This window comes from Mesorhizobium sp. IMUNJ 23033, assembly GCF_044778005.1.
Classification (GTDB): Bacteria; Pseudomonadota; Alphaproteobacteria; order Rhizobiales; family Rhizobiaceae; genus Mesorhizobium; species Mesorhizobium amorphae_A.
In genome coordinates, this window is the sequence record NZ_JBJACT010000014.1 from 19,966 (window position 1) to 43,139 (window position 23,174).

The 23,174-nt window shown below is 61.5% G+C and carries 23 protein-coding genes; 8 read left to right on the forward strand and 15 right to left on the reverse strand.

Annotation, left to right across the window (positions count from 1 at the left end):
• Positions 1 to 68: 68 nt before the first annotated feature.
• From ACFX5Q_RS16740 to ACFX5Q_RS16790, 11 genes are all read right to left on the reverse strand, one after another.
• Entirely contained in the window at positions 69 to 353 is a 285-nt protein-coding gene (locus ACFX5Q_RS16740; RefSeq protein WP_404279728.1) for a muconolactone Delta-isomerase family protein, read from the reverse strand.
• Positions 354 to 370: 17 nt separating this feature from the next.
• Positions 371 to 1,984 carry a GMC family oxidoreductase gene (locus tag ACFX5Q_RS16745; RefSeq protein ID WP_192259868.1) on the reverse strand — a complete coding sequence of 538 codons (1,614 nt, stop codon included), beginning with the start codon at positions 1,982 to 1,984 and terminating at the stop codon, positions 371 to 373.
• A 78-nt stretch (positions 1,985 to 2,062) separates the two neighbouring features.
• On the reverse strand, positions 2,063 to 2,839 hold the full coding sequence (locus ACFX5Q_RS16750; RefSeq protein WP_404279729.1) for an enoyl-CoA hydratase-related protein: 777 nt from the start codon (positions 2,837 to 2,839) through the stop codon (positions 2,063 to 2,065).
• Between the two features lie 3 nt (positions 2,840 to 2,842).
• The gene (locus ACFX5Q_RS16755; protein WP_404279731.1) at positions 2,843 to 3,808 is read right to left on the reverse strand and encodes a dihydrodipicolinate synthase family protein; all 966 of its coding nucleotides are present in this window, start codon (positions 3,806 to 3,808) and stop codon (positions 2,843 to 2,845) included.
• A gap of 63 nt (positions 3,809 to 3,871) precedes the next feature.
• Positions 3,872 to 4,819: a substrate-binding domain-containing protein gene (locus ACFX5Q_RS16760; RefSeq protein WP_404279733.1), complete on the reverse strand. Its 948-nt coding sequence runs from the start codon at positions 4,817 to 4,819 to the stop codon at positions 3,872 to 3,874.
• A gap of 83 nt (positions 4,820 to 4,902) precedes the next feature.
• Positions 4,903 to 5,898: an ABC transporter permease gene (locus ACFX5Q_RS16765; protein WP_192259876.1), complete on the reverse strand. Its 996-nt coding sequence runs from the start codon at positions 5,896 to 5,898 to the stop codon at positions 4,903 to 4,905.
• Complete coding sequence (locus ACFX5Q_RS16770; RefSeq protein ID WP_404279736.1) at positions 5,891 to 6,733, reverse strand: Cof-type HAD-IIB family hydrolase; 843 nt, start codon at positions 6,731 to 6,733, stop codon at positions 5,891 to 5,893. The genes ACFX5Q_RS16765 and ACFX5Q_RS16770 overlap by 8 nt, the downstream gene beginning before the upstream one ends.
• 8 nt (positions 6,734 to 6,741) lie before the next feature.
• A complete protein-coding gene (locus ACFX5Q_RS16775; RefSeq protein ID WP_192259880.1) occupies positions 6,742 to 8,211 on the reverse strand; it encodes an aldehyde dehydrogenase family protein in 1,470 nt (489 codons plus the stop codon).
• 8 nt (positions 8,212 to 8,219) lie between these two features.
• Positions 8,220 to 9,713: a sugar ABC transporter ATP-binding protein gene (locus ACFX5Q_RS16780; protein ID WP_404279738.1), complete on the reverse strand. Its 1,494-nt coding sequence runs from the start codon at positions 9,711 to 9,713 to the stop codon at positions 8,220 to 8,222.
• Between the two features lie 51 nt (positions 9,714 to 9,764).
• Positions 9,765 to 10,595 (reverse strand): 3-ketoacyl-ACP reductase, encoded by an 831-nt coding sequence (locus ACFX5Q_RS16785; RefSeq protein WP_404279739.1) that lies wholly within the window; start codon positions 10,593 to 10,595, stop codon positions 9,765 to 9,767.
• The gene (locus ACFX5Q_RS16790; protein WP_192259886.1) at positions 10,595 to 11,812 is read right to left on the reverse strand and encodes a CaiB/BaiF CoA-transferase family protein; all 1,218 of its coding nucleotides are present in this window, start codon (positions 11,810 to 11,812) and stop codon (positions 10,595 to 10,597) included. Before ACFX5Q_RS16790 ends, ACFX5Q_RS16785 begins: the two co-directional genes overlap by 1 nt.
• Before the next feature lie 178 nt (positions 11,813 to 11,990).
• Between ACFX5Q_RS16790 and ACFX5Q_RS16795 the strand changes: the two genes are divergently transcribed.
• Entirely contained in the window at positions 11,991 to 13,013 is a 1,023-nt protein-coding gene (locus tag ACFX5Q_RS16795) for a LacI family DNA-binding transcriptional regulator (RefSeq protein ID WP_404279741.1), read from the forward strand.
• Positions 13,014 to 13,205: 192 nt separating this feature from the next.
• Here ACFX5Q_RS16795 and ACFX5Q_RS16800 read toward each other — a convergent pair whose 3' ends face one another.
• Positions 13,206 to 13,904 carry a TetR/AcrR family transcriptional regulator gene (locus ACFX5Q_RS16800; protein WP_404279743.1) on the reverse strand — a complete coding sequence of 233 codons (699 nt, stop codon included), beginning with the start codon at positions 13,902 to 13,904 and terminating at the stop codon, positions 13,206 to 13,208.
• A 198-nt stretch (positions 13,905 to 14,102) separates the two neighbouring features.
• On the opposite strand from ACFX5Q_RS16800, the gene ACFX5Q_RS16805 reads away from it, so the two are divergent.
• The 7 genes from ACFX5Q_RS16805 to ACFX5Q_RS16835 all read left to right on the forward strand — a co-directional run bounded on the left by ACFX5Q_RS16805 (position 14,103) and on the right by ACFX5Q_RS16835 (position 21,237).
• Positions 14,103 to 14,969 carry a shikimate dehydrogenase gene (locus ACFX5Q_RS16805; protein ID WP_404279968.1) on the forward strand — a complete coding sequence of 289 codons (867 nt, stop codon included), beginning with the start codon at positions 14,103 to 14,105 and terminating at the stop codon, positions 14,967 to 14,969.
• Positions 14,970 to 14,988: 19 nt separating this feature from the next.
• Positions 14,989 to 15,975 (forward strand): TRAP transporter substrate-binding protein DctP, encoded by a 987-nt coding sequence (gene dctP, locus ACFX5Q_RS16810; RefSeq protein WP_404279745.1) that lies wholly within the window; start codon positions 14,989 to 14,991, stop codon positions 15,973 to 15,975.
• Positions 15,976 to 16,053: 78 nt separating this feature from the next.
• Positions 16,054 to 16,572 (forward strand): TRAP transporter small permease, encoded by a 519-nt coding sequence (locus tag ACFX5Q_RS16815; RefSeq protein WP_404279747.1) that lies wholly within the window; start codon positions 16,054 to 16,056, stop codon positions 16,570 to 16,572.
• A complete protein-coding gene (locus ACFX5Q_RS16820; RefSeq protein ID WP_404279749.1) occupies positions 16,569 to 17,870 on the forward strand; it encodes a TRAP transporter large permease in 1,302 nt (433 codons plus the stop codon). The genes ACFX5Q_RS16815 and ACFX5Q_RS16820 overlap by 4 nt, the downstream gene beginning before the upstream one ends.
• Before the next feature lie 20 nt (positions 17,871 to 17,890).
• On the forward strand, positions 17,891 to 18,325 hold the full coding sequence (locus ACFX5Q_RS16825) for a type II 3-dehydroquinate dehydratase (RefSeq protein WP_404279751.1): 435 nt from the start codon (positions 17,891 to 17,893) through the stop codon (positions 18,323 to 18,325).
• A 226-nt stretch (positions 18,326 to 18,551) separates the two neighbouring features.
• Entirely contained in the window at positions 18,552 to 19,271 is a 720-nt protein-coding gene (locus ACFX5Q_RS16830) for a cyclase family protein (RefSeq protein WP_404279753.1), read from the forward strand.
• Positions 19,272 to 19,353: 82 nt separating this feature from the next.
• A complete protein-coding gene (locus tag ACFX5Q_RS16835; RefSeq protein WP_404279755.1) occupies positions 19,354 to 21,237 on the forward strand; it encodes a bifunctional sugar phosphate isomerase/epimerase/4-hydroxyphenylpyruvate dioxygenase family protein in 1,884 nt (627 codons plus the stop codon).
• Between the two features lie 340 nt (positions 21,238 to 21,577).
• Here ACFX5Q_RS16835 and ACFX5Q_RS16840 read toward each other — a convergent pair whose 3' ends face one another.
• Genes ACFX5Q_RS16840 through ACFX5Q_RS16850 form a run of 3 tightly spaced genes read right to left on the reverse strand, consistent with a single transcriptional unit; the run spans position 21,578 to position 23,174 of the window.
• A complete protein-coding gene (locus ACFX5Q_RS16840) occupies positions 21,578 to 21,814 on the reverse strand; it encodes a hypothetical protein (protein WP_192259904.1) in 237 nt (78 codons plus the stop codon).
• Between the two features lie 28 nt (positions 21,815 to 21,842).
• Positions 21,843 to 22,127, reverse strand: a complete 285-nt coding sequence (locus tag ACFX5Q_RS16845) for a MurR/RpiR family transcriptional regulator (protein ID WP_210388208.1) — start codon at positions 22,125 to 22,127, stop codon at positions 21,843 to 21,845.
• Between the two features lie 30 nt (positions 22,128 to 22,157).
• Positions 22,158 to 23,174, reverse strand: a complete 1,017-nt coding sequence (locus ACFX5Q_RS16850; RefSeq protein ID WP_203277285.1) for a Gfo/Idh/MocA family oxidoreductase — start codon at positions 23,172 to 23,174, stop codon at positions 22,158 to 22,160.

Here is a 23,174-nt window from a genome sequence, read left to right on the forward strand (position 1 = left end):
TGAGCCGACATTCGGAACCCAGCAGGCAACTACTCAGCGCCAACAGCGGGCCTTCGGTTTAAGCTTTCTCACGGCGGGCTGAAACCAGCGTAGGGCTTCAGCGGAACGATTTCGAAATCGAGCATCCCTGCCCTCGCCAGCGGCAGCGTCGCCAGCCTCTCACGAACTTCGCTCTCATCCTTTGCCTCAACGACCTGGCAGGCGCCGGGCATGTCGCCGCGATGCCAGATCTGGCGCGTGAAGCCGATGCTATAGAGATGGCGGGCCTGTGCCCCCTCGCTGGGTACCAGCTGTTCGAAATCCGCGTCGCTGAATTGGTTGGTCCGGCGGCGAGACAAAACGAGGAATTGCATAGGTTTGGCCCCTGTACTCAGGCGACTGCTGCCATCGCGTGATGGGAAGGATCAGACCGGACGCCCTTCACCAGATCGGCGCCTTTTTCACCAATCATCATCGTCGGCCCATTTGTATTGCCGCTGATCAGCACCGGCATGATCGATGAGTCGATCACTCGCAACCTGTCGATGCCACGCACCCGCAATTCCGGGTCGACGACCGCGGTCTCGTCGACGCCCATCTTGCAGGTGCCGACGGGGTGATAGTCGCAGCACGCATATTGCCTGATGTAGGCCATCAGTTCCTCGTCGGTCTTCGCAGCCGGCCCAGGCAGCCGCTCGATCTTGATGAACTTGGCGATTTCGCTTTGCGCCAGCACCTCCCGGATGATCCGTACCGATTTCAGTGCCATGCCGCGATCATAGGGATCAGAAAGATAGTTGGGGTCGACCAGCGGCTCGTCGGCGGGGTTCGACGAGCGCAGCTTCACCGAGCCGATGCTACGTGGTCGAAGGAATGTCGAGTTGATGGTAAAACCATGCCCGTCGAGCCGCGTCTGGCCGCCGCGCACCACCATCGCTGGCGCGACGTGGATTTGCAGGTCGGGTCGCTCCGCTCCCTCACTCTGGAAGAAACCGCCGCCCTCGACTATGACCGAGGCGGCAGGGCCATTGCGATAGAGCAGCCAGCGAATGCCGTGCAGGAGTGCCTTGGGATAGCGATCCTGGCCGTCATAGCTGATCGGGTCCTTGAGCGTCAGATGAACGTTGGTGCAGAGATGGTCCTGGAGGTTCCGGCCGACACCGCTGAGATCGGCGATCGGCGCGATCCCGAGAGCTTTCAACTCGTCGGCCGGTCCGATACCGGACAGCATCAGCAGGCGCGGCGAGTTGATGGCTCCTGCCGATACGACCACCTCGCTTTCGGCCCGCAGCACCTTCCGCAATTTGCCCTCGGAAAGTTCGACGCCGACGGCGCGGCCGTTCTCGACGACGATCCTTGTGACCCGGGCGTGTGTCCTGACCGTCAAGTTGGGCCGCCTGCTGACGGGATGCAGATAGGAGACAGCGGACGAGCGGCGGCGGCCATCGCGGCAGGTGACCTGGTAGAAGCCGGCGCCATACATGGTGTCGCCATTGAAGTCGGGATTGTACGGCAGGCCATATTGTTGCACGGCGCGAACAAAGGCCCGGGTCAATGGATGCGGGCCGACCTGATCTGAGACTGCAAGCGGACCGCCCTGCCCGTGATAGCGATCGGCGAGCCGATCATTGTCCTCGGATTTGCGGAAATAGGGCAAGATATCCTCATAAGCCCAGCCGTCGTTTCCGAGTGCTGCCCAATTGTCGTAGTCCTCCTTTTGGCATCGGATGTAGATCATCGCGTTGATCGAGCTCGACCCGCCAAGTGTCTTGCCCTGCGGATACCAGATGGAGCGGTTGTCGAGGTTCTTCTGCGGCACTGTGTGGAACCGCCAGTTGACGCCCGGCCCGAACAGCTTGCCGATGCCTCCAGGAATATGGATCATCGGATTCCAATCCCGGCTGCCGGCTTCCAGCAGCAGGACCTTGACTTGGGGATCCTCGGACAAGCGGTTTGCCAGCACGCAACCGGCCGAGCCCGCGCCGACAATGATGTAATCCCACATATTCTGCCTCCACTCGCGCCCGAAGGCGCCTACCCGCCGACGCCGCCAAACCGGCCGCCGGCCCCTTGCTCCTCAGTCCTATTTGCCCCTGAAGGCCGGCGCCCGTTTCTCGGCAAAGGCTCGCAGCCCTTCAATCCGATCCTCCTTGCCGAACGCCTCGACGGTCAGCCGGTGCTCAATCTCGAGCCCGCTTTGCAGCTCGGTTTCGAATGCCGCCTGAACGGCCTTCTTGGCATAGGGCGTGATGGCAACTGACTTGGCGGCGATCGCACCGGCGATCTCCAGCGCGCGCGGCAGGAGCCTGTCGGCCGCCACAACCTCGCTGACCAGTCCTTTGCGCTCGGCGAGCGTCGCGTCGACCATGTCGCCGGTCAGCACCATCTGCATGGCAAAGGATTTGCCGACCAGACGCGGCAGTCGCTGCGTGCCGCCATCGCCCGGGAATGAGCCGATCTTGATTTCCGGCGTCGCGAATTGAGCTGTCTGCGAAGCGATGATGATGTCGCACAGCAGCGCAAGCTCCAGCCCGCCGCCCAGCGCATAACCATTCACGGCGGCGATAATGGGCTTGGAGAAGCCCTCGATGGCGCGCCAGCATGCCAGGCGCTCCGGATCGGTATAGGAGGCGACGCCGCGTTCCAGCATGTCAGAAATGTCGGCGCCCGCCGCAAAGGCGCGACCGGCACCCGTCAGCACCAGGCAGCCGACCTCTGTGTCGGCGTCAAAGCCAGCAAGCAGTTGACTCAATTCGCCTAGCAGCGCTTTGGACAACGCGTTCAGCTTGTCCGGCCGGTTGAGCGTCAGCAGCCGGATGCCGGGCGCCGGTTCCACTGCCTGAACGAGGCGGTTTATCATCGACTAGGCGACCTTCCTGTAAAGCGTCTCCGCGCTCAATTCGGCAGCAGCCAGCAGTCCCCGGATCTTCTCGATCTCGGCGGGGCTTGGCTTCATCAGTGGAGGCCGGACATGAGCTTCGTCCAGTCGACCGAGCAGCACCAGCGCCTCTTTCATGCGATTGTGCATATCGAGAAGCGGCGCGTCATAAAAGGCCCGGACCGTCGGGTAGATGCGGTCGTTGATCGCCTTGGCAGTCTTGAGATCGTTTGCCTGCACCGCGCGGAATAGCGCAACCTGAAGGCTGGCGATGACGCTGCCGGCACCTGACAGGAGCCCGTCGCAGCCAAGCGCCAGCGAACCGAGCAGCCAGGCGCTGTGGGTGGTGAGGGTGTTGACCGGACGGTCTAGGGCTTTCAATTCGCGGATCTGGCGTTCATGCAAATTGCCGTCGCCGCACTGGTCCTTGATCGCGACGATCGAAGGAAAGCGGCGGCAGAGTTCGAGCAACGTCGGCAGTGGGTAGGCAAGGTTCGATGCCAGTGGATACTGAAACAGAATGATCGGCAGGTTGGACGCATCGGTGATGCGCTTGAGATGCTCGACGATCATCTCTGGCCGCAAGTGCCCACCGAGAGTCATGAAGTCCGGCGGGAAAACCAGCAGCGCGTCGGCACCCTCCCGCTCCGCGTAAGCGGCGATGCGCGCGGCCTCAAGGCTGGAGTTTGTATAGACGCCGACAATGGTCGGAACCTGGTCCAGCAGCACATCCTTGGTTACCACGATCGCGCGGTATTGTTCGTCGATGGTGAGGGCATGCACTTCGGCCGCATGACCATTGATGGTGATGCCGGAAATGCCGTCGACTGACGAGACATCAGCGAGGTGCTTGCGGTAGGCGCTCTCGTCGACAGCCAGATCGGCGGTGAACGGCATCAGGCAGGCGGGAATGACCCCATGGGCCGCAAACGGTTTCTTGTCGCTCATCATCCAGTTCCTATTTGAAATTTCGGGACGCCGCGCCAGTGCGGCGTCCCGTTGCCCAGGGAGGACTTAGAAGCCCTTGCCGATCATGTCGGCGATGTTGTCCGGGGTCACTGAGACCGTTGGCAAGGTGATCGTCTCCGGGACCTCTTCACCCTTGGCCACCTTGTAAGCGGTCTCGATCCCTTCGGGCGCCACGAACGGATAAACGAAGGTTGCGGCGAGCTTGCCCTGTTTGACCGCCTCGAAAGCAGTCTCCTGGCCGTCGATACCGACCACCGCCACTTCATTGAGCCGGCCGGCGGCCTCCAGCACCTGGATAGCGCCGAGTGCCATTTCGTCATTGTGCGCGTATACCGCCTGGATCTGGCCGGGACCAAACCGCTGCACCATGTCTTCCATGAACTTCACCGCCTTGTCGCGGGTGTAGTCACAGTTCTGCGATGCGACCACCTTCATGTCCGGGTGCTTTGCGATCGCTTCCGCAAACCCCTTGTTGCGATCGATGGTGGCCGATGCCCCCGCCGTCCCCTGCAACTCGATGATGTTGCCCTTGCCATTCAACTTCTTCGCAAGGAACTCGCCTGCGCCAACGCCGAGCGGCAGGTTCTCGCCGCCGACATGAACGGTGACGGGCGTGTTGACCTTGCGGTCGAGAGTCACAACCTTGATCCCGGCGTCCATTGCTTCCTTGACGACCGGAGTCAGTGCCTGCTCGGTAAGCGGCGAGATCATCAGCACCTTGATGCCTTGTGCGATCAGGCTTTCGACGTCTGCCACCTGCTTGGAAGCATCGTTGTTGCCGTCAGTGACGATAAGATCGACATCCGGATAATGCTCGGCCGCATACTTCTTGTTGCCCTCCACCATGGCGACGCGCCAAGGATGGTTCATGGTGCCTTGACTGAAGCCGATCTTGATCTTGTCCTGAGCCAAGACCGCGCCCGGCATCATGGCGCCCAGTACCAGGTTGGCGGCAAGTGCTGTGGTGCGTAGGAAATGTCTGCGACTGGTCATTTTTTCACTCCTCCATTGTTTTTCATTTCAGGCTCCAAAGCGCGACGGCCGGCCCGTCTGGCAAGTGCCGCCGCGCATGGATGTCAGGACCGTCTTTTGTGACGGTAGACCTCGAACATCACCGCGGCGATGATGATGGCGCCCTTCACGATCTGCTGCGTGAATGGCGATATGCCTAGCAGATTCAATATATTAGCCATGACAGCTATGATTGCGGCGCCGATCACGGTGCCGATGACGCCGCCTTCGCCGCCAAACAGGCTAGTGCCGCCGATGACGACGATAGAGATGGCCTCGAGTTCGAGATTGGTGCCAGCGGTGGGCTCACCAACGGTCAGACGCGATACAAAAACCAGGGCGGTCAGCGCCGACAGCACTCCTGAGATGGCATAGACCGACATCAGCACGCGCGGCACGTTGATGCCGGCAAGCCGCGCCGCCTCGGTGTTTGAACCGACCGCGTAGATCTGGCGACCGAAAGGCGTGTGTCGCAGGACAACGAAAGCCGCGGCGGCTATGGCAACGAATATCCAGATCGGTACGGGAATGCCGAAGAGAAAACCGCTGCCCAGATAGGAGAAAGCATCCGAAGCATCGCCAAGCGTCTTCGGCTCGCCGTTGGCAATTGTCATGGCAATGCCGCGCCCCATCACCAGCGTGCCGAGGGTCATGATGAAGGGCGGCATGCCGAAGAAAACGACGCCAGCTCCGTTGATGGCGCCGAACACGGCTCCCATCCCCAGCGCCGCGATCATCGCCAACGGGATTGGAACGCCAGATGAGAGCATCAGCGCTGTGGCAACCGCGACGACGCCGACGATGGATCCAACGGAGAGATCGATGCCGCGTGTCAGTATGACGAAGGTCATGCCGACGCTGACGATGCCAAACAGCGCCACCTGGCGGCCGACATTCAACATGTTGCCGGTCTGGATGAAGCTCGGCGACAGATACACCGCGAATGCGCACAACACGATCAGGACCCAGAGCAGGCTAAGGCTTTGCGCCCAGCCTCGCAACCGACCCACCGACCCCGGCCGGATCGACGCCAATCCTTGTCCCGCTGTCATCTCAGCCATTCCTTCCTCCCGTTTCGTCTGCCATTGCGAGGGTCGATTGCCGTTGCAGCAGCCAGGCCACCGCATCGGCCAGCCCGCCCTTGTCGCAGGACGGCCCAAGGAAATGCGCGAGCCGCTTGGCTTCCGGGACCGCGTTTTCGACCGTGACTGCCGTTCCGGCCCAGGCCAGCATCTCAAGATCATTCTCGGCGTCGCCGGCGGCGGCGCAGTCCTGCGCGGCCATTCCGAGTTCGGCCGCAACGGTTGCAATGGCGGTCTTCTTGGAGATGCCGAGCGGACCGATCTCAAGCAGACGTGGATGCGATCCCGATACCGACAGGCACCCGCCGAGCTGCACGCGGAGAGCTTCAAAGGCTTCACGGTCTGTGGGCTGCGCGGCGACACACATGATCTTGCCCGGTTCCCCCGGCATGTCTTCCAGCGCCTTCGCCACGATCAAAGGTTCTGTGGTCACGCCAGCTTCACGTGCGATGATCGGGTCTTCGGCAAGTGCGTGAATGGCGTGACCGGTAAACCACATTGGCCGAACGCCCGCCGCTTGCGCCGTAGCCATGGTGTGTAGCGCATCGGTGCGGCCAATCCGCTGCTCGGACAGCGCAACGCCGGTCGAGACATTACCGATCCAGCCACCGTTGAAGCAGATAGCGAGGCCCGCAATCCCAAGCTTCTCCGCATAGGGCTTTAGCCCGAGCGGCGAGCGCGCCGTTGCCAGAACAATCATGATGCCGGCCTCTCGTGCCACGTGCAGAGCGTCGGCCACACGCTGCGGAAGCACATGGTCGTGCGTCAGCAAGGTGCGGTCGACATCGGTGACGATAAGGCGCGGAATGGTCATGACCCGCCTCAGACCGGAAACACCGGAGCGCGCGGCCCGGTCTGAATGAGAAGCGTCTTGAGTTGGGTGAACTCTTCAAAGCCGGCCTGGCCCATCTCGTAGCCGAAGCCGGATCCCTTCACCCCAGTGAGCGGCAGTTGCGGGGCGCCGTCGATGATTGTGTTGGCCTGCACCCAGCCGCTCTTCAACCGCTTGGCGACGGTCAGGACCGTGTCGATATTCTTCGACCAGATGTAGTTGGACAGGCCATAGGCAGTATCATTGGCCAACCGCACCGCGTCATCCACCGTATCGAACCGTGTGATGCTGAGCACCGGGCCAAAGATCTCTTCGCGGAAGATGGTCATATGCGGCTCGACCCGGTCGAAAATGGTCGCTTCGTGAAAATGACCGACCGCCCCTGCCGCTACATCGCCGCCGAGTACCAGTTGGGCACCTTCCTCGATCCCGCTTTTGACGAAGCCGGTCACCTTGGCCAGATGATTGTGGTCGATCAGCGCGCCGACATCGGTGTCGTCGTCGAACGGATTGCCGACCTTCATCTTGCGGGAGCGCGCCACCACCTTGGCGATGAAATCGTCAGCGATGGACGACTGTACGAACAGCCGTGACCCCGAAACGCAGCACTCGCCATTGTTGAAGAACACGCCCATCAGCGCGCCATCCGCCGCGGCTTCCAGATCCGCATCGGCAAAGACGATATTGGCCGACTTGCCGCCCAGTTCGACCGAGGATTTGACCAGATGACGGGACGTGTTGCCGACGACACGGCTGCCGGTGCGCGTCGAACCGGTGAAGGAAACGAAGTCGACGCCCGGATGCCCGGTCAGATGGTCGCCGGCGGTGGCGCCATAGCCGCTGACGACATTGAAGGCGCCGGCCGGCACGCCTGCCGCCGCCGCAAGCGCGGCGATTTCGAACGCGGAGCCTGACGTAAACTCGGATGGCTTCAGCACCACAGTGCAGCCGGCAGCGAGCGCGAACGGGACTTTCTGCGACAGGATCAGCGCCGGGAAATTCCATGGCGTGACCAGTGCCACGACGCCCACTGCTTCGCGGCTGATCAGCGCCGTCTTGCCATCGCCGATGTTCGTGTAGGTCAGGCCCGCCATCTGCATGGCCAGCGAAGCTGCATAGCGTGTCAGGCCGGCTGCACCATCAATATCGCCGCGCGCAAAACGAACTGGCTTGCCGACCTCCTCGACCTCAATCCTGACCAGCCTGTCGCGATTGATGCGGATCAAATCGGCAAGACGGTTCAGGACCTCGGCGCGCTCCATGCCGCTCATACGCGGCCACGGCCCTTCCTCAAATGCGATGCGCGCCGCCTCGACGGCAAGATCGACATCCTCGGGCGTGCCATCAGCATAGCGGGCGACCAGGTCACCTGTGGCCGGCGACCGGCGCTCGATTGAGCCGGAGCCTGAATCGTCGACAAACCGCCCGCCGATGAATTGTTGATAGCTGCGCGTGCTCATGTCGTTCCTCACTGCCAAACCGCATGGGCCATGATTGTTTCCTCGGTCGCGCCCTCGGCCTCGAGAACCGCCGAAATGGCCCCCTCGCGCATGACGATGATGCGATTGCAGAGGCCAAGGATTTCTGGCAATTCCGACGAGACCATCAAGACACTTGCACCGCGCTTCGATGTCAGTTCGGCGAGCAGGTCGTAGATTTCGCGCTTAGCTGCCACGTCGACGCCGCGCGTCGGTTCGTCGACCAGAAGGATTTCCGTCCCCGCATGCAGTTGACGGGCGATGCCGCATTTCTGCTGATTGCCGCCCGACAGCGTGCGGACCTTGGCGCTGGGGCTCGGCGTCTTGATGCGCATCTGCTGGATGAACCGGGAGACAGCCTCGTGCTCGCGCCAGCCACTGATCAGGCCGCCGCGGGTCAACGGCGCCATCTGGGAAACGGTGACGTTGAATGCGACCGACTGGTCGAGGAAGAGCCCCTCGGTCTTGCGATCCTCCGGCAGCAGGCCGACGCCGTGCGCAAGCGCCCGACGCGGTCCGTCGATGGCGACCAATTGGCCGTCGATCCTGATTTCGCCGCCGTCGAGCGCATCGGCGCCGGCGATGGCGCGCAACACCTCGGTCCGACCCGCGCCGGCAAGGCCGCAGATGCCGACAATCTCGCCGCGCCTAACATTGAAGGAGATATCCTTCAGCACGCCGGCCCGCGACAGGTTGCGTACGTCTAAGCGAATCTCGTCGCCGGGCTGCGAGCGCGGTGGAAACACGTCTTTGAGTTCACGCCCAACCATATGCCGGATGAGATCGGCTGTGGTCGTCTGGCCAAGCGGCATCGAGGCTACGACCTGGCCGTCCCGCAGCACGGTGACCTCGTCGCAGATCTCATAGAGTTCCTTCAGGCGATGGGTGATGTAGATGAACGAAACGCCGTGCTCGCTGCTCAGCCGCCTGATCGTCTTGAAAAGATGCTCAAGCTCAACGTCGCCCAGAACAGCGGACGGCTCATCGAGCACCACGATGCGAGCGTCGCGGGCAATCGCCTTGGCTATCTCCACCATCTGGCGCTGCGCGACGCTGATCGTGTCGATGCGCGCTGCCGGATCGACACGGAAGCCAAGCCTGTCGAGCACATCCTGAGCTGCGGCTTTGGCCCGGCGCCAGTCGATCGTGCCCAGACGCGTTTTCGGCAGGCGGCCGATAAAGATGTTTTCAGCCACCGTGAGATGCGGAGCCTGGGCGAGTTCCTGATAGATGACCGCGATTCCGAGCTCGAGCATCCGCTCAGGCGTCGGCGCCGCCACCACATCTCCGTCGATGGCCACTTCACCCTCGTTGGCCAGGAACGCGCCAGACAGGACGCGCATCAATGTCGACTTGCCGGCGCCGTTTTCACCGATGACGCCGTGCACGCTTCCCCTGCTGACGGCGAAGCTGACATTGTTCAGCGCATACACGCCCGGAAAGCGCTTGTGGATGCCGCGCATTTCGAGAACTGCATCCTTCATCACGTCGTCTCCCAAACCGAGAAATCGTTTTCTGGGCTCCTCAAAAAAAGCTCACAGGCGGTGCAACTGCATGCCGCCGCCGATGTGGTAGATATCCCCGGTGCTGAAGGGCATGCCGCCGACGGCCAACGTCGCCACGCCGCGGGCGATGTCTTCGGGCTGCCCCCACCGCCTGATTGCCGAGAGTTGTCCGGCCTCGACCTGCCCCGAATACTTATCGTAGACATCGGCGGTCATGTCGGTCTGGATCAGGCCTGGGCGAATCTCGTGTACCCGGATGCCTGCATCCGCCAGACGAATGGCGAACTGCTGGGAAGCCATCGAAAGTCCGGCCTTGGATATGCAGTACGGCCCCTTTTCCGGAGAGACTAACCCCGCGTTCGCAGAGGTGATCGTCACCACCGACCGTTCGAGCCGGGCTTGCGGCCGGGAAATCATCGCGCGGGCTACGGCCTGGGTGAAGAAGAACGTGCCGCGCAGATTGATGCCGACGAGCCGGTCGAAGCTCTCCTCGGTAACATCGAGAAGATCGCCGCGCACGGAAACCTGGACGCCGGCGTTGTTGACCAGGCAAGTGGTTCCCCCTAGATCGGCTTCGATGCGCTCTATGAACGCCGCATTGTCCGAGGTCTCGGATATGTCCTTGCGATAAAAGGCGGCATTTCGTCCGTGCGTGCGGGCAAGGTTGACGGTCTCGCTGGCATTCTCGTCGTCGACTATGTCGACTACAGCGATATCGAAACCCGCCTGCGCGAGTTCACAACAGATGGCCCGCCCGATGCCGCGACGGCCGCCCGTCACAATGGCAAGTCCGCGGTTGAGGGATGCCGGCTTTTCAGGCATCGCGGAGGAAACTGCAGAGGAAGGGGCTTGGTCCAGCATCACGAAGCCTTCCGTTCCATGTCATCGCCCTTTTCGCGGGAAGCGACCACAGCCTTCGACGCCAGCAGGCGCTGAACCTCGTCATCGGCATAGCCAAGCTCATCCAGAACCTCGCGCGTGTGCTCGCCGATCTCCAAAGCGAGGTATCGCAGCGCGGGCACCTCGCCGTCGTAGCGGTTGGGATGGTTGATAAGGTGGATCGTTCGGCCGCGCACGTTCACCTGCCGGAACACTTGCGCGTGGCTGAGCTGCGCGTCGGCCAGCAGATCGTCATAGTAATTGATGGGCGCCCACCAGATGCCATGGCGGTCAAAGCGCTCGGCGAGTTCGGCCACCGCGAACTGGGCCGTGGCACTGGCCAGCCGGCGAGCATAGTCGTCGCGTTTAACGTAGCGGTCGACACCGGCTACCTCGCGAAGCCCTTCGCTGTCGAGCGCTTCGGCCAGCACGGATGCATCACACAGCGACACCACCACGTGGCCATCGGTAGCAGGATAGACACCGTAGGGCGCGGCATGGAACCACGTCGCCAGATTCGCCTCGCGGTTCAGCACCTCGCGAGTCATGCCGCCGGCGAAGTAATTGACCAGCGCCTCGCCCTGAAGGTCGATCGCTGAGTTGATCAGGCTTGCCTCGACGCGCGTACCTTTGCCGTCGCGCAGGCGGCGCACCAGCGCACCCAGGATGCCCATTGCAAGCAATGCACCGCCATGCTGATCGACAATTGCTGCCCCTACCGGCGTGGGGCCGCGCTGCGGGGTTCCGGTGACGCTCATGAGGCCCGAACGCGCCTGGGCAAGAAGATCCTGGCCAGGCTTCAGCGCCATCGGGCCTGTCGCGCCAAAACCGCTCGCCGACGCAAAAATCAGATTGGGATTGATGTCCCGGAGCGCATCATCGTCAAAGCCGAGCTTGGCGAATACACCGGGCCGGAAATTCTCCATCACCACATCGGCGCCGGCGATCAGGCGGCGGGCGACCTGCTTGCCTTCGGTGCTCTTCAGGTCAATGCCGATGGAGCGCTTGTTGCGGTTGGCGCAGAGATAGAAGCCACTGATCCCTTCCACATAGACGTCCGCACCCGACCAGCGGCGTTCATGGGCGCCATCAATGGGTTCGACCTTGACGACATCTGCGCCCATGTCGGCGAGATATTGAGCCCCCGCAGGACCCTGCAGAAAATGGCAGAAGCTGACGACTTTGATGCCGCTGAGCATTTCTCTTCCCTTGTTTCTGCGCTATGAGTTGCGCATTTGTGAAATCGTTTTCACGCCTTTTCTCATCGCTGTCAAGCCCAATTTGAAAGGCTTTCTCCAAGAAAGATGATGTAGCGTTCAGAAAAGAAATGTGTCATCTGGAAAACGGTTTCTCAAAAACCGTCGGATTCGAGGCTCAATGGATATCGAGGATGGCGGCGCAAAGCTGATTGACGTGGCCAGGCTTGCTAACTGCTCGCCGGCCACCGTCTCCCGCGTGCTCAACGGCAATCCCAACGTGAACGAGGTCGTGCGGGATCGTGTTGTCCGGGCGGCGCGCGATCTCGGCTATGTGCCCAATGGTTCCGCCAGGGCGCTGCGGTCGACCCGGACAAGGTTGGTCGGCGCGATCATCCCCACATTGGACCACGCTATCTATGCCACGATGGTCGATGGACTTCAGGCGCGGCTTTCCGAAAAAGACGTTTCGCTCATCATCAACACCTCGGGGTACGACATCGATCTTGAGTACGAGCAGGCACGTCTACTGGTCGAGCGCGGGGTCGAATCGGTGGTGCTTGTCGGGTCAACGCACCGGCCAGCCACTCTGGCCATGTTCGAACAGAAGCGCATCAACTATGTGTACACCTACACGTCAAAGGCGACAGAGGCCGGTGCAGCCGTGGGGTTCGACAACGAAAAGGCAGGGCGAACGGCCGCCCGTTACCTCCTCGACCTCGGCCACACCAAATTCGCGATGATCGCCGGCATCACCCAGGACAATGATCGCGCGGCCGGCCGCCGCGACGGTTTCTTGATTGAACTCGAACAATCAGGCATCGATCGACGCATGGTTCCGGTCGTCGAGGGAGCCTACAGGTTGGATGACGGCCGCACCTGCATGCAGCGGCTGATGGGCGACGCCAGGAGGCCTACTGCGGTATTTTGTGGGAGTGATATTCTCGCCGCCGGCGCCATCAAGTACTGCCACGCCGAAGGCATCGCAGTCCCGCAAGAGGTTTCGGTTGTCGGATTCGACAATCTGGAGATTGCAGAATTGACCTCGCCCGAACTGACCACACTGGAGGTGCCCGCGCGCGACATGGGCCGGATTGCCGCCGACTACATCCTGGCCTCACCATCGCAGCGACTGCATCTCAGACAACAGGAACTGGCCATTAGGCTGATTGTTAGGGGAAGCACGGCTGTCGTGAGACGCTAAAAACAGGCGGTCGCGTGAGCCGTACCCATCCTGAGGCGATTGGACCGAATGACCACTAGGGGCCGAAAGCGGACCGGCGGCTCTTGGCGTCCGAAGAACGATAAGAGGACGTGCAGGCCAGTGGGACAAGGTCTGCAGCAGGCCCGCAACAGCCTCTCAGCTCTCAAAGCTGAATATCGGGAAGCACGACGATCAGGGGCGTGCCGCTCCACGAGTGCGCCCTTTCGGATGGCCGGGTTTCAGCGCAAGGCCGACGACCATTTCCACCAAATGCTCTCGCAGCGAGCGCTGCCCGTCCACAGTGTAGAGCGTGCTGCCAAAAATGCGTGAGAAGGTGGCATGGTTGGAGACGTTGAAGAAGCTCGACGCGCTGATGTGCCAGTGCAGTTCGAGAGGGGACACGTCTTCACGAAAAAGGCCATCCGCACGCCCGCGCCGGCAGATCGCCTCAAGCTTTTGAATTGCCCCTGCATTCAACAGCCTGATCAGCTCTGATTGTTCTAGATACACGCCATGATGGACGTTTTCGATCATCACGATCCTGATGAAATCCGGATGGCGGCTGTGATGATCGAAGGTGAACTCGGCGAGCCGCTTGAGTGCCTCGACCGGCGACAGATGATCAAGCTCCAGCTCCTCCTCGCCCGTTCGCACCTGCCGGTAGGCTTCCTCGAGGACGCGGCCGTAGAGCCGTTCCTTGTCGCCGAAATAGTAGTAGATCATCCGCTTTGACGTATGCGTCTTTGCCGCGATCTCGTCGATGCGCGCGCCCGACAGGCCGTTTGCGGCAAACTCGGTCATCGCCACCGCGAGTATGTTCTTTTGAACGCCGGCGGGATCCTGCTTCCACCCGCTGCGGCCGCCCGCTGCCACCTTCTCGTTCAGCACCATCTCATCACTCATGTCCGCTCCTCGCAATCGTGACACCAGCACCTGAGTCTAGCAAATTAACCGAATGGTACAAAGTTGTTGACGAAATTAACTGAATGGTACAAAGTTGCCTCCAGTTCGATTTGGGAGGATCGCTTGGCCTCGTTGGCCACCACCACTGCGGAGAAATGGGAGACGCCTCCCAGTTCGCGCCGCATATTGGTCGGCTTGCTTGGGCGCGGAATTCAGCTGTCCCGGACGCCCGCGATGCACGAGGCGGAAGGCCGTGCCCAGGGACTCTCCTGCGTTTATACGCTGCTCGATACCGAAACGATGGGTGAGACTGCCCCGCCTTTGGCCGATCTCATCGCCTTTGCCGGGCACTTCGGCTTTACCGGCTTCAACGTCACGTTCCCCTACAAACAGGAAATCATCCCGCTGCTCGATGAGCTTTCCGAGGCGGCCGAGATCCTTGGCTCGGTCAACACCGTGGTGTTCCGGGGCGGCCGGCGCATCGGCCACAACACCGACAAATGGGGGTTCAAGGAGAATTTTCGCCACGGGCTGGCCGGAGAGAAGCGTCGGAAGGTGCTCCTGCTGGGAGCCGGCGGCGCCGGTGCCGCCGTGGCCCAAGCCTTGTTCGAAAGCGGTGTCGAGACGCTGCTGGTGACCGACTTGCAGGTTGATCGGGCCGAAGCGCTGGCGTCGCGGCTCAGGTCGGCCGGCCGCACGCAAAAGGTGGAGGTCGTCTCGGACCTCGCTGAGGCCTCGGCTCGCGCAGACGGCATCGTCAACGCGACGCCGGTCGGGATGGAAAAGGTGCCTGGCATGCCGATCGCCGCCGATCTGTTGCGACCGGAGTGCTGGGTCGCCGACATCGTCTACCTGCCGCTCGAAACGGAACTGCTCAGGCAGGCACGGCAACGGGGCTGCCGCACGCTCAGTGGCGAGGGAATGGCCGTGTTCCAGGCCGTGCGGGCTTTTGAACTTTTCACCGGACTTGCGCCCGATGTTGAACGGATGAAGGCGGCGTTTTCCGCCTTTGGGAGAGTCCGTGATCCGGCCGACACAGGACTTGGACAATAGCCAATAGGGAGGAAAGACCATGACTATCAATGCCACACGCAGGGAACTCCTGGTCGGGGCGGGCGCGTTCGCCACGACGGCAGCCTTTCCGGCACTCGCCCAGGACAAGCCGAAGCTGCGCTTCTCGGCCGTGTTCTCCGAACAGGACATCCGCGCCGACATGATGAAAATGTTCGCCGACTCGACCAAGGATGACTTCGTCTTTGAGGGCTACTACGGCGGCAATCTGTTCAAGCAGGGTACCGAACTCGTTGCCCTGCAGCGCGGCAATCTCGAGATGGGCAACATCGCACCGCAGGATATTTCCAAGCAGATCCCGGCATGGTCGATCGTCACCGCCGCCTATTTGTTCCGCGACGCCGCGCATTTGAAAACCTTCTTCGCCGGCGATCTCGGCGCAGAGATGAAGAAGATGACCGAGGACCAGCTTGGCGTGCGCGTGCTCGGGCCAACCTATTTCGGCGCCCGGCAGATCGGCCTCAAGCCGGACAAGAAGATCACCACGCCGGCCGACATGGCGGGCATCAAGCTGCGCATGCCGGGCGGTGACGCCTGGCAGTTTCTCGGCACCGCGCTCGGGGCCAATCCCGTCGCGATGGCTTACGCCGAGGTCTACACCGGGCTGCAGACTGGTGCGATCGACGGCCAGGACAATCCGCTGCCGAACGTCGAGAACATGAAGTTCTACGAGGTCATGTCGCAGATCGTGCTGACCTCGCACCTGGTCGGCTTCGATCTGCTGACCGTGTCGAAGAAGGTGTGGGATGACATGGGCGCGGACAAGCAGGCGAAGTTCCAGGCCGCCGCCGACGCCGCCATCGAATTCAGCACGCAGAAGCACCTTGCGCGCGAGAAGGAACTGGTCGAGCTGTTCAAGGGCAAGGGCCTCAAGCTCTACGAGCCCGACATCGCCGCGTTCCGCAAATACGCTCAGGAGAAATACCTGTCGTCGGACCTCGCCAAGGATTGGCCGGCCGGCATGGTCGACAAGATCAACGCGCTCTAAGCCAGGAGGTGCGACGGGCATTGCCTTGCGCCGCTCCTCCTCATACTGGAAATGGCTTTCACAGGCGGAGAAGCCCGCGTGAACCCTTCGCTCCGAAATCTTGGCCGCTGGCTATACCGGCGCGCCGAGAACGTCCTCGCCGTCATGCTGGCCGCAATGTTCGCCGCCTTCCTGCTGCAGATCGTCTTTCGCTACCTGCTCAACATGCCGATCGGCTGGACCAACGAAATCAGCGTGATCCTGTGGATCTGGCTGGTGCTGTGGGGTGCAGCCTTCGTTGTCCGCGAGGAGGAGGAGATCCGCTTCGACCTCTTCTACGCATCGGCCCCACCGCGCGTTCGCCGCATCATGTTCCTCATCGCGGCCGCTTCGCTGATCGCGCTCTACGCGATTTCGTTTTCTGCCGTGCTCGACTACGTGACGTTCATGAAGGTCGAAAAGACCGCCTATTTGAAGATCCGCTTCGACTGGCTGTTCTCGATCTACATCCTGTTCGTCGTGGCTATCATTGTCCGCTACCTCTGGCTGTCTTGGCAGGCCGTGTTCGGCAAGGCGCCAAAGGAGTTCGATCCTACCAAGGCGGGGTCGGGCGTATGAATCTCGCCAGCCCGTTCTCGATCTCGGTCGTCGCGATCACCGTGCTTGCCTTCCTCGGACTGCCGATCGGGCACTCGATGATCGCCGGCTCGATCCTCTATCTGCTGCTGGCAGGGCTCGATATGGGGACGGCGGCCGAGCAGCTCCTGAACGGGATGTACAACAACTACATCATCCTCGCCGTGCCGCTGTTCATCCTGGCTGCGGAGCTGATGAACATCGGCTCGATGACCGAGCGCCTGCTGCGCTTCTGCGATGCCGTGGTCGGCCGGTTCCGGGGCGGTCTCGCCTACGTCAACGTCGTCCAGAGCATCATCTTTGCGGGCATGTCGGGATCGGCCATCGCCGATGCAGCCGGCACCGGCAAGATGATGCAGATGATGATGACCAAGGACGGCAAGTACACGCCGAGCTACGCCGCGGCGCTGACGGCCGTGACCGCGGTCATCGGGCCGATCATCCCGCCGTCGATCCCCATGGTCATCTATGCGCTCGTGTCCGACGCCTCGATCGGCTACCTGTTCCTCGGCGGCGTCATCCCCGGCCTGCTGATGGCGGCGGCGCAGATGGGGATCGTGGCATACCAGGCGCAGCGCAACAACTTTCCGGTCGAAGCGCCGACACCGCTGCGCGAACTGCCGGGCGTTACCTGGCGTGCCTTCCCCTCGCTTATGATGCCGGTCGTCCTGCTCGGCGGTATTTACACCGGCGCCACCACGCCAACCGAAGCGGCGGCCGTGGCCGCGGCCTATGCTCTGGTCATCTCAGTCGTGCTTTACCGCAGTGTCAGCTTCGCCAACTTCTACCATTCCGTGCTGGCCAGCGCGCGCACCTCGGCCTCGATCGGCATGCTGATCGCCGGCGCCCTGGTCTTCAATTATGTAGTCACCGTCGAAAACATCCCTGAATCGATCAAGGCCGTTCTCACAAGCTGGGATCTTTCGCCGATCGGCTTCCTGATCCTGGTCAATATCCTGCTGCTGCTGCTCGGCTGCGTGCTCGAAGGCACCACGATTCTCCTCGTGATCGTGCCCGTCCTTATCCCGACGGCGCGCGCGCTCGGCATCGACATGGTGCATTTCGGGGTGATGGTGGTGGTCAACATCATGCTCGGCCTGGTGACGCCGCCATACGGTCTGCTGCTGTTCATCATGACGAGGATCGCCGAGGTGCCGCTCAAGGACATCGTCCGCGACGTACTTCCGTTCCTGTGGGCGATGATCGCCTCGCTGGCTCTCATCACTTTTTTCCCCGAACTCGTGCTCTGGCTGCCCCGCCTGCTGGGCTACCAGGGCTGATCGAAGACAAAGGAGCCGTCATGGCGAAGCCAATCTACGTGATCAACGGCCCGAATCTGAATCGGCTCGGCAAGCGCGAGCCGGAAATCTACGGCACGACGACGCTGGCCGAGATCGAGGCCTTCTGCCGCGATGCGGCCGGCGACACGCCCGTCCGCTTCCATCAGTCGAACAGCGAAGCCCAGATCATCGACTGGATCCACGAAGCGATCGACGAGGGAGCCGGGATTGTCATCAACCCGGCCGGTTTCTCCTTCACGTCGATTGCGATCCTCGACGCGCTGAAGATGTTTTCCGGGCCGATCATCGAGCTTCACATCTCGAATATTCATAGGCGCGAGGAGATCTACCACCGATCGCTTGTGTCGAAGATCGCGACCGCGGTCATCGCCGGCCTCGGGCCTCGGGGATATGCCACCGCCGTGAAATCATTGAGGGAGTTGGCCGACGAATAGCGATGGTCGGCGATCTACCAGGCACCACTCGCCGCAAGAATGAACGAACTGGTTAGTACAATAGTCGTTTCAAGTTTTGACTGGACTTAACAACGAAGGGAAGGAAAGCCACATGTGTCCTCCAGGATGCCTACATTCGATCTGCGAAAACGCCTCTCGCAGAGGCCTTCTGAAAGCCGGATTTACGCTCGGCCTTGGCGCTGCAGCGGCAGCCGCGCTTCCAACCGTGCCGCGAGCCGAGGCGGCGACGACGAGTTTTACCGACACGGTCGACCTCTCTCACGCGCTCTATGAAGGGTTTCCAACCTTCAGCGGCGAGAAATGGTTCACGGTTGAGCATCTCGTTACCTTCTCCAAGGACAAGGTGAACCTCAATCGTTGGACGATCGTCGAGCACAGCGGCACCCATATGGACGCGCCTATCCACTTCTCCGCCGACGGTTTGACGGCCGACATGATCCCGATCTCTGATCTGATCGTCCCTGTCGCCGTCATCAACATCGCGGCGCGCGCCGCCGAGAACGCGGACACATCGCTCACGCCGGAGGACATCAAGGCGTGGGAGACAAAGAACGGACCACTCCCGGAAGGCTGTTGCGTGGTGATGAACTCGGGATGGCACAAGCTGGTGGGCGACCCGAAGTTCACCGGCAACGACAATGAGAAGAGAAATCACACCCCCGGTTTTCATGTCGAGACCGCGCAGTTCCTAATTGGCGAGCGAAAGGTGAAGGGGATCGGCGTCGACACGCTTTCACTGGACACAGGGCTTAACTCGAGCGGAGCGTTTCCCGTCCACTACGAATGGTTGGGCAGCGGTCGTTGGGGCGTGGAATGCCTGGCGAATCTCGACGCAATCCCTGAATCCGGAGCGCGTCTCTTCCTCGGGATTCCCAAGGTGAAAGGCGCGACCGGCGGGCCCACCCGCGTCATCGCGCTTCTTTGATGCGAGCAGGAACGTCAGCTTACCGATCCTATCTGCTCCTTGGACTTGGCCAAGTCCAAGGAGCATGGCTTGGACCTCGGCGATGAAAACCTCGATCGCCACCGTCTCGATCAGCGGTGACCTCCGCGAGAAGCTCGCGGCCATCGCCGCGGCCGGCTTCGACGGCGTGGAAATATTCGAGAATGACTTTCTTGCTTACGACGGCAGTCCTGCCGAAGTCGGGCGGATGATCAGGGACCACGGTTTGGAGATCACCCTCTTCCAGCCTTTCCGCGATTTCGAAGGAATGCCAGAACCGCAACGTTCGCGTGCCTTCGATCGAGCGGAACGCAAGTTCGATCTGATGGGCGAGCTGGGTACCGATCTCATGCTTGTTTGTTCCAACGTCTCGCCCGCCGCACTCGGCGGCATCGACCGTGCCGCCGACGATTTCCATGCACTCGGTGAGTTGGCGGCGAAACGGGGCCTGCGCGTCGGCTACGAGGCGCTCGCCTGGGGGCGGCATATCGGCGACCATCGCGACGCATGGGAGATCGTCAGGCGGGCGAACCATCTCAACATCGGACTGATCCTTGACTCCTTCCACACCTTGGCCCGACGGGTGGATGTGGAGACGATCCGCGCCATCCCCGGCGATCGCATTTTCATCGTCCAGCTTGCCGACGCTCCGCTGATCGACATGGACCTGCTGTACTGGAGCCGCCATTTCCGCAACATGCCGGGCGAAGGTGACCTGCCGGTGGTCGACTTCATGCGAGCGGTCGCGGCAACCGGCTACGACGGGCCGTTGTCGCTCGAAATATTCAACGACCAGTTCCGCGGCGGATCGCCCAGGTCTATCGCGGTCGATGGCCACAGGTCCCTGATCTACCTCATGGACCAGGTTGCGCGCGCCGAGCCGGACATCACGATCGACATTCCGGCTTTGCCGGAACGTGTCGCGGTCAGCGGCGTCGAGTTCGTCGAGTTCGCTGCAAACGAGACCGAGGCTGAAGAGTTGGTGCTGCTGCTGCGTGCCATGGGGTTCTCGCTGGTCGGTCGCCACAAGAACAAGGACGTGGTGCTGCTTCGCCAGGGCGCCATCAACATTGTCGTCAACACCGAAAAGGAAGGGCTGGCGCACTCCTCGTACCTCGTTCACGGCGCTTCTGCCTATGCGTTCGGCCTGAAGGTCGACGACGCGGCCGCAACCGTGGCCCGCGCTCGCGCATTGGGCGCCGAGCCCTTTGAACAGCGCCATGGTCCCGATGAGCTGGCGATACCGGCAATACGCGGGGTCGGAGGCGGCGTGATCTACTTCATCGACGGCAAGAGCGAGTTGGCTAACGTCTGGGAGATCGAATTCGAACCGGTCAACGACGCCGGCGACGACGCCGGGCTGATGGCAATCGACCACCTCGCTCAATCAATGAACTATGAGGAGATGTTGACCTGGCTGCTTTTTTACACATCGATCTTCAGGACAAAAAAATTGCCCATGGTGGATGTGATCGATCCGGCCGGCGTCGTGCGCAGCCAGGTCGTGGAGAGCGATGATGGCGGGCTTAGGCTTACTTTGAACGGTGCGGAGAACCGCAGGACGCTGGCCGGCCATTTTATCGCTGAGAGTTTCGGCTCGGGCGTGCAGCATCTGGCCTTCTCCAGCCGCGATATCTTCCAGACCGCCGACCGCCTGACCGAGCTCGGCTTCAAAGGGTTGGAGATTTCCCCGAACTACTACGACGATCTCGAAGCACGCCTCGGGCTCGAACCGGAATTTACAAACCGGTTGCGGGCCCGAAACATCCTCTTCGATCGGGATGAGGGCGGTGACTATTTCCAGCTCTACAGCCAGACCTACGGCGAAGGTTTCTTCTTCGAGATCGTCGAGCGTCGCGGCTATCGCGGCTATGGGGCGGCAAACGCTCCGTTCCGCATTGCCGCCCAGAAGCGAACACTGCGGCCCATAGGCATGCCAAGGATCTAACCTTTCGACATCACCGAAAAGCGAAATGTCCACTTGGGTCAAAAGCTGCCTTGGCTCCGCCTTCGCTACTAGTGCAAACGTGCCGCCTCGCCTGTGTGCTCGGATGTCTGCTTTTGGGATGCGGCTAAGTCTGCTCAACGGCCGGCATGAGGCGCAAAGCTGTCGTTCAAAGGTAGCACGCTTGGAAGTTCGTGCCGACGCGCTATCTGGCGCATGTGCCAGAAGTCGCTGCCTTCAAAGCTATCCAAAAACCGAATCTAGTGTCCCACTTGTCCATAAGCAACCGCAATTCAGGCTGACGCGCGACGCAGAAAGTTCGAAAAGCTTCCAGGAATCCCAGTCAAACTGGATGCCCTTTAGACAAGACGGTTCCCGAGGCTTGCTCCGAAGATAGAGCCCCAGTGGTTTCCACAAGCAAATCAAATGGTTGCCGAAATACAGCGCGAATCTCGCCGTGTTCCCACGTGCAGTGCGACAGCAGCAGATTCAGAAGCCGTTTCTTCTCACCGGGGGCCTGCCGGACAAACAGTTGGCGGGCGTTGCGTGCCAACTCCAGCAAGCGCACGCCATCCTCCATGTATGATCCATCCCTGCATTGGTTGGAGCTAACCAGCCTTCAGGCTTGTTGCCTTCCTTAGGTGCAGCCGAAAAAAACCCCTGAAGTCTCGAAAATCGGCGAAACCGAGGCCCGTAGCGGCGCGCACCACCGTAGAGGGCGAGACGGAGCATTCGGCGGCGATCGAGCTGACGGTGCCAAAAGCTATCACGTCTGGCTTCGCCAGTGCCATCCGAGCAACTTGTTCCTGCTGCTCCGGAAGTGTGATCGTCCGTGAGGCAATCATGCCTTTGAGGTCGCTCACGTCGCTTGGCCGTTTGATGGCCTCGTGCATGACCACACTCCTCTGTAGCTCCAGAAGCTTCTATCGCAGCGGAATGGCTTGCTTCTTCGAGACGGACTCGATGCAGGCAAGCGCAATTTTTAGAGCGTTGCGCGCGTCCTCGCCCGTCGGTCCTTCAACTTTACAGGTACGAGAGGCTCGAACGAACGAGGCGAGCTGCGCCGTGTAGCCTTGGACGAAATGGTCGGTGTCGCGGCGCCAGGTATCGTTCGACAGGCCGTTCTTGTCGAAGAGCGTCATGCTGGAGCGACGAACGTCGCCCATGGTCACCATGCCGCCGGAGCCGAAGACCTCGCCGCGGATGTCATAGCCGTAGAGTGCCGAGAAGCTTGCTTCGGCGACGGCAACGGAGCCGTTGTCGAACCGGACTGTGACTACCGCTGTGTCAAGGAAGCCGTTTTCCCTGAAATCCGGCCGCACTAAAGCGTCGGCTACAGCAGACACCTCTACCGGCTGCGCGCCCGGATTGAGCCACAACAGCGTGTCGAAGTCGTGGATGAGCGTCTCGTAGAAGATGGTCCAGAGCGGGATCCGCGCCGGATCGGCGCCGAACGGGCCTGGATCGCGCGTGAGAGAGCGAAGGAGCTGCGGCGTCCCGACTTTCCCGGCATCAATCGCTGCTCGCCCCTCAGCAAATGCCTGATCCCAGCGCCGGTTGAAGCCGACCTGGAGCGGAACGCCCGCCGAGCGCGCCGCGGCGATTGCCCGGTCGGCATCTTCCAGGGTCAATGCCATCGGCTTCTCGCAGAAAATCGCCTTGCCTGCCTCGGCTGCCTGCACGAGGACATTCGTGTGAAACCGCGCTGGAGTGGCGATGATCACGGCCTCCAGTCCCGGATGGGCAAGGAGGTCAGCAACATCCGTGTACGCACTTTCGACGTCAAGTTTGTCGGCGAGGTTGGCTGCGGCGTTTGGCGCCGGATCCGCGATGGCAACGAGATCGGCGTCGACCAGGCGGCGTGCGACAGTCTCACCGTGGAAAGATCCGATGCGGCCGGCACCAATGAGACCGACATTGACGGGTTTGCTCTTGGGCAT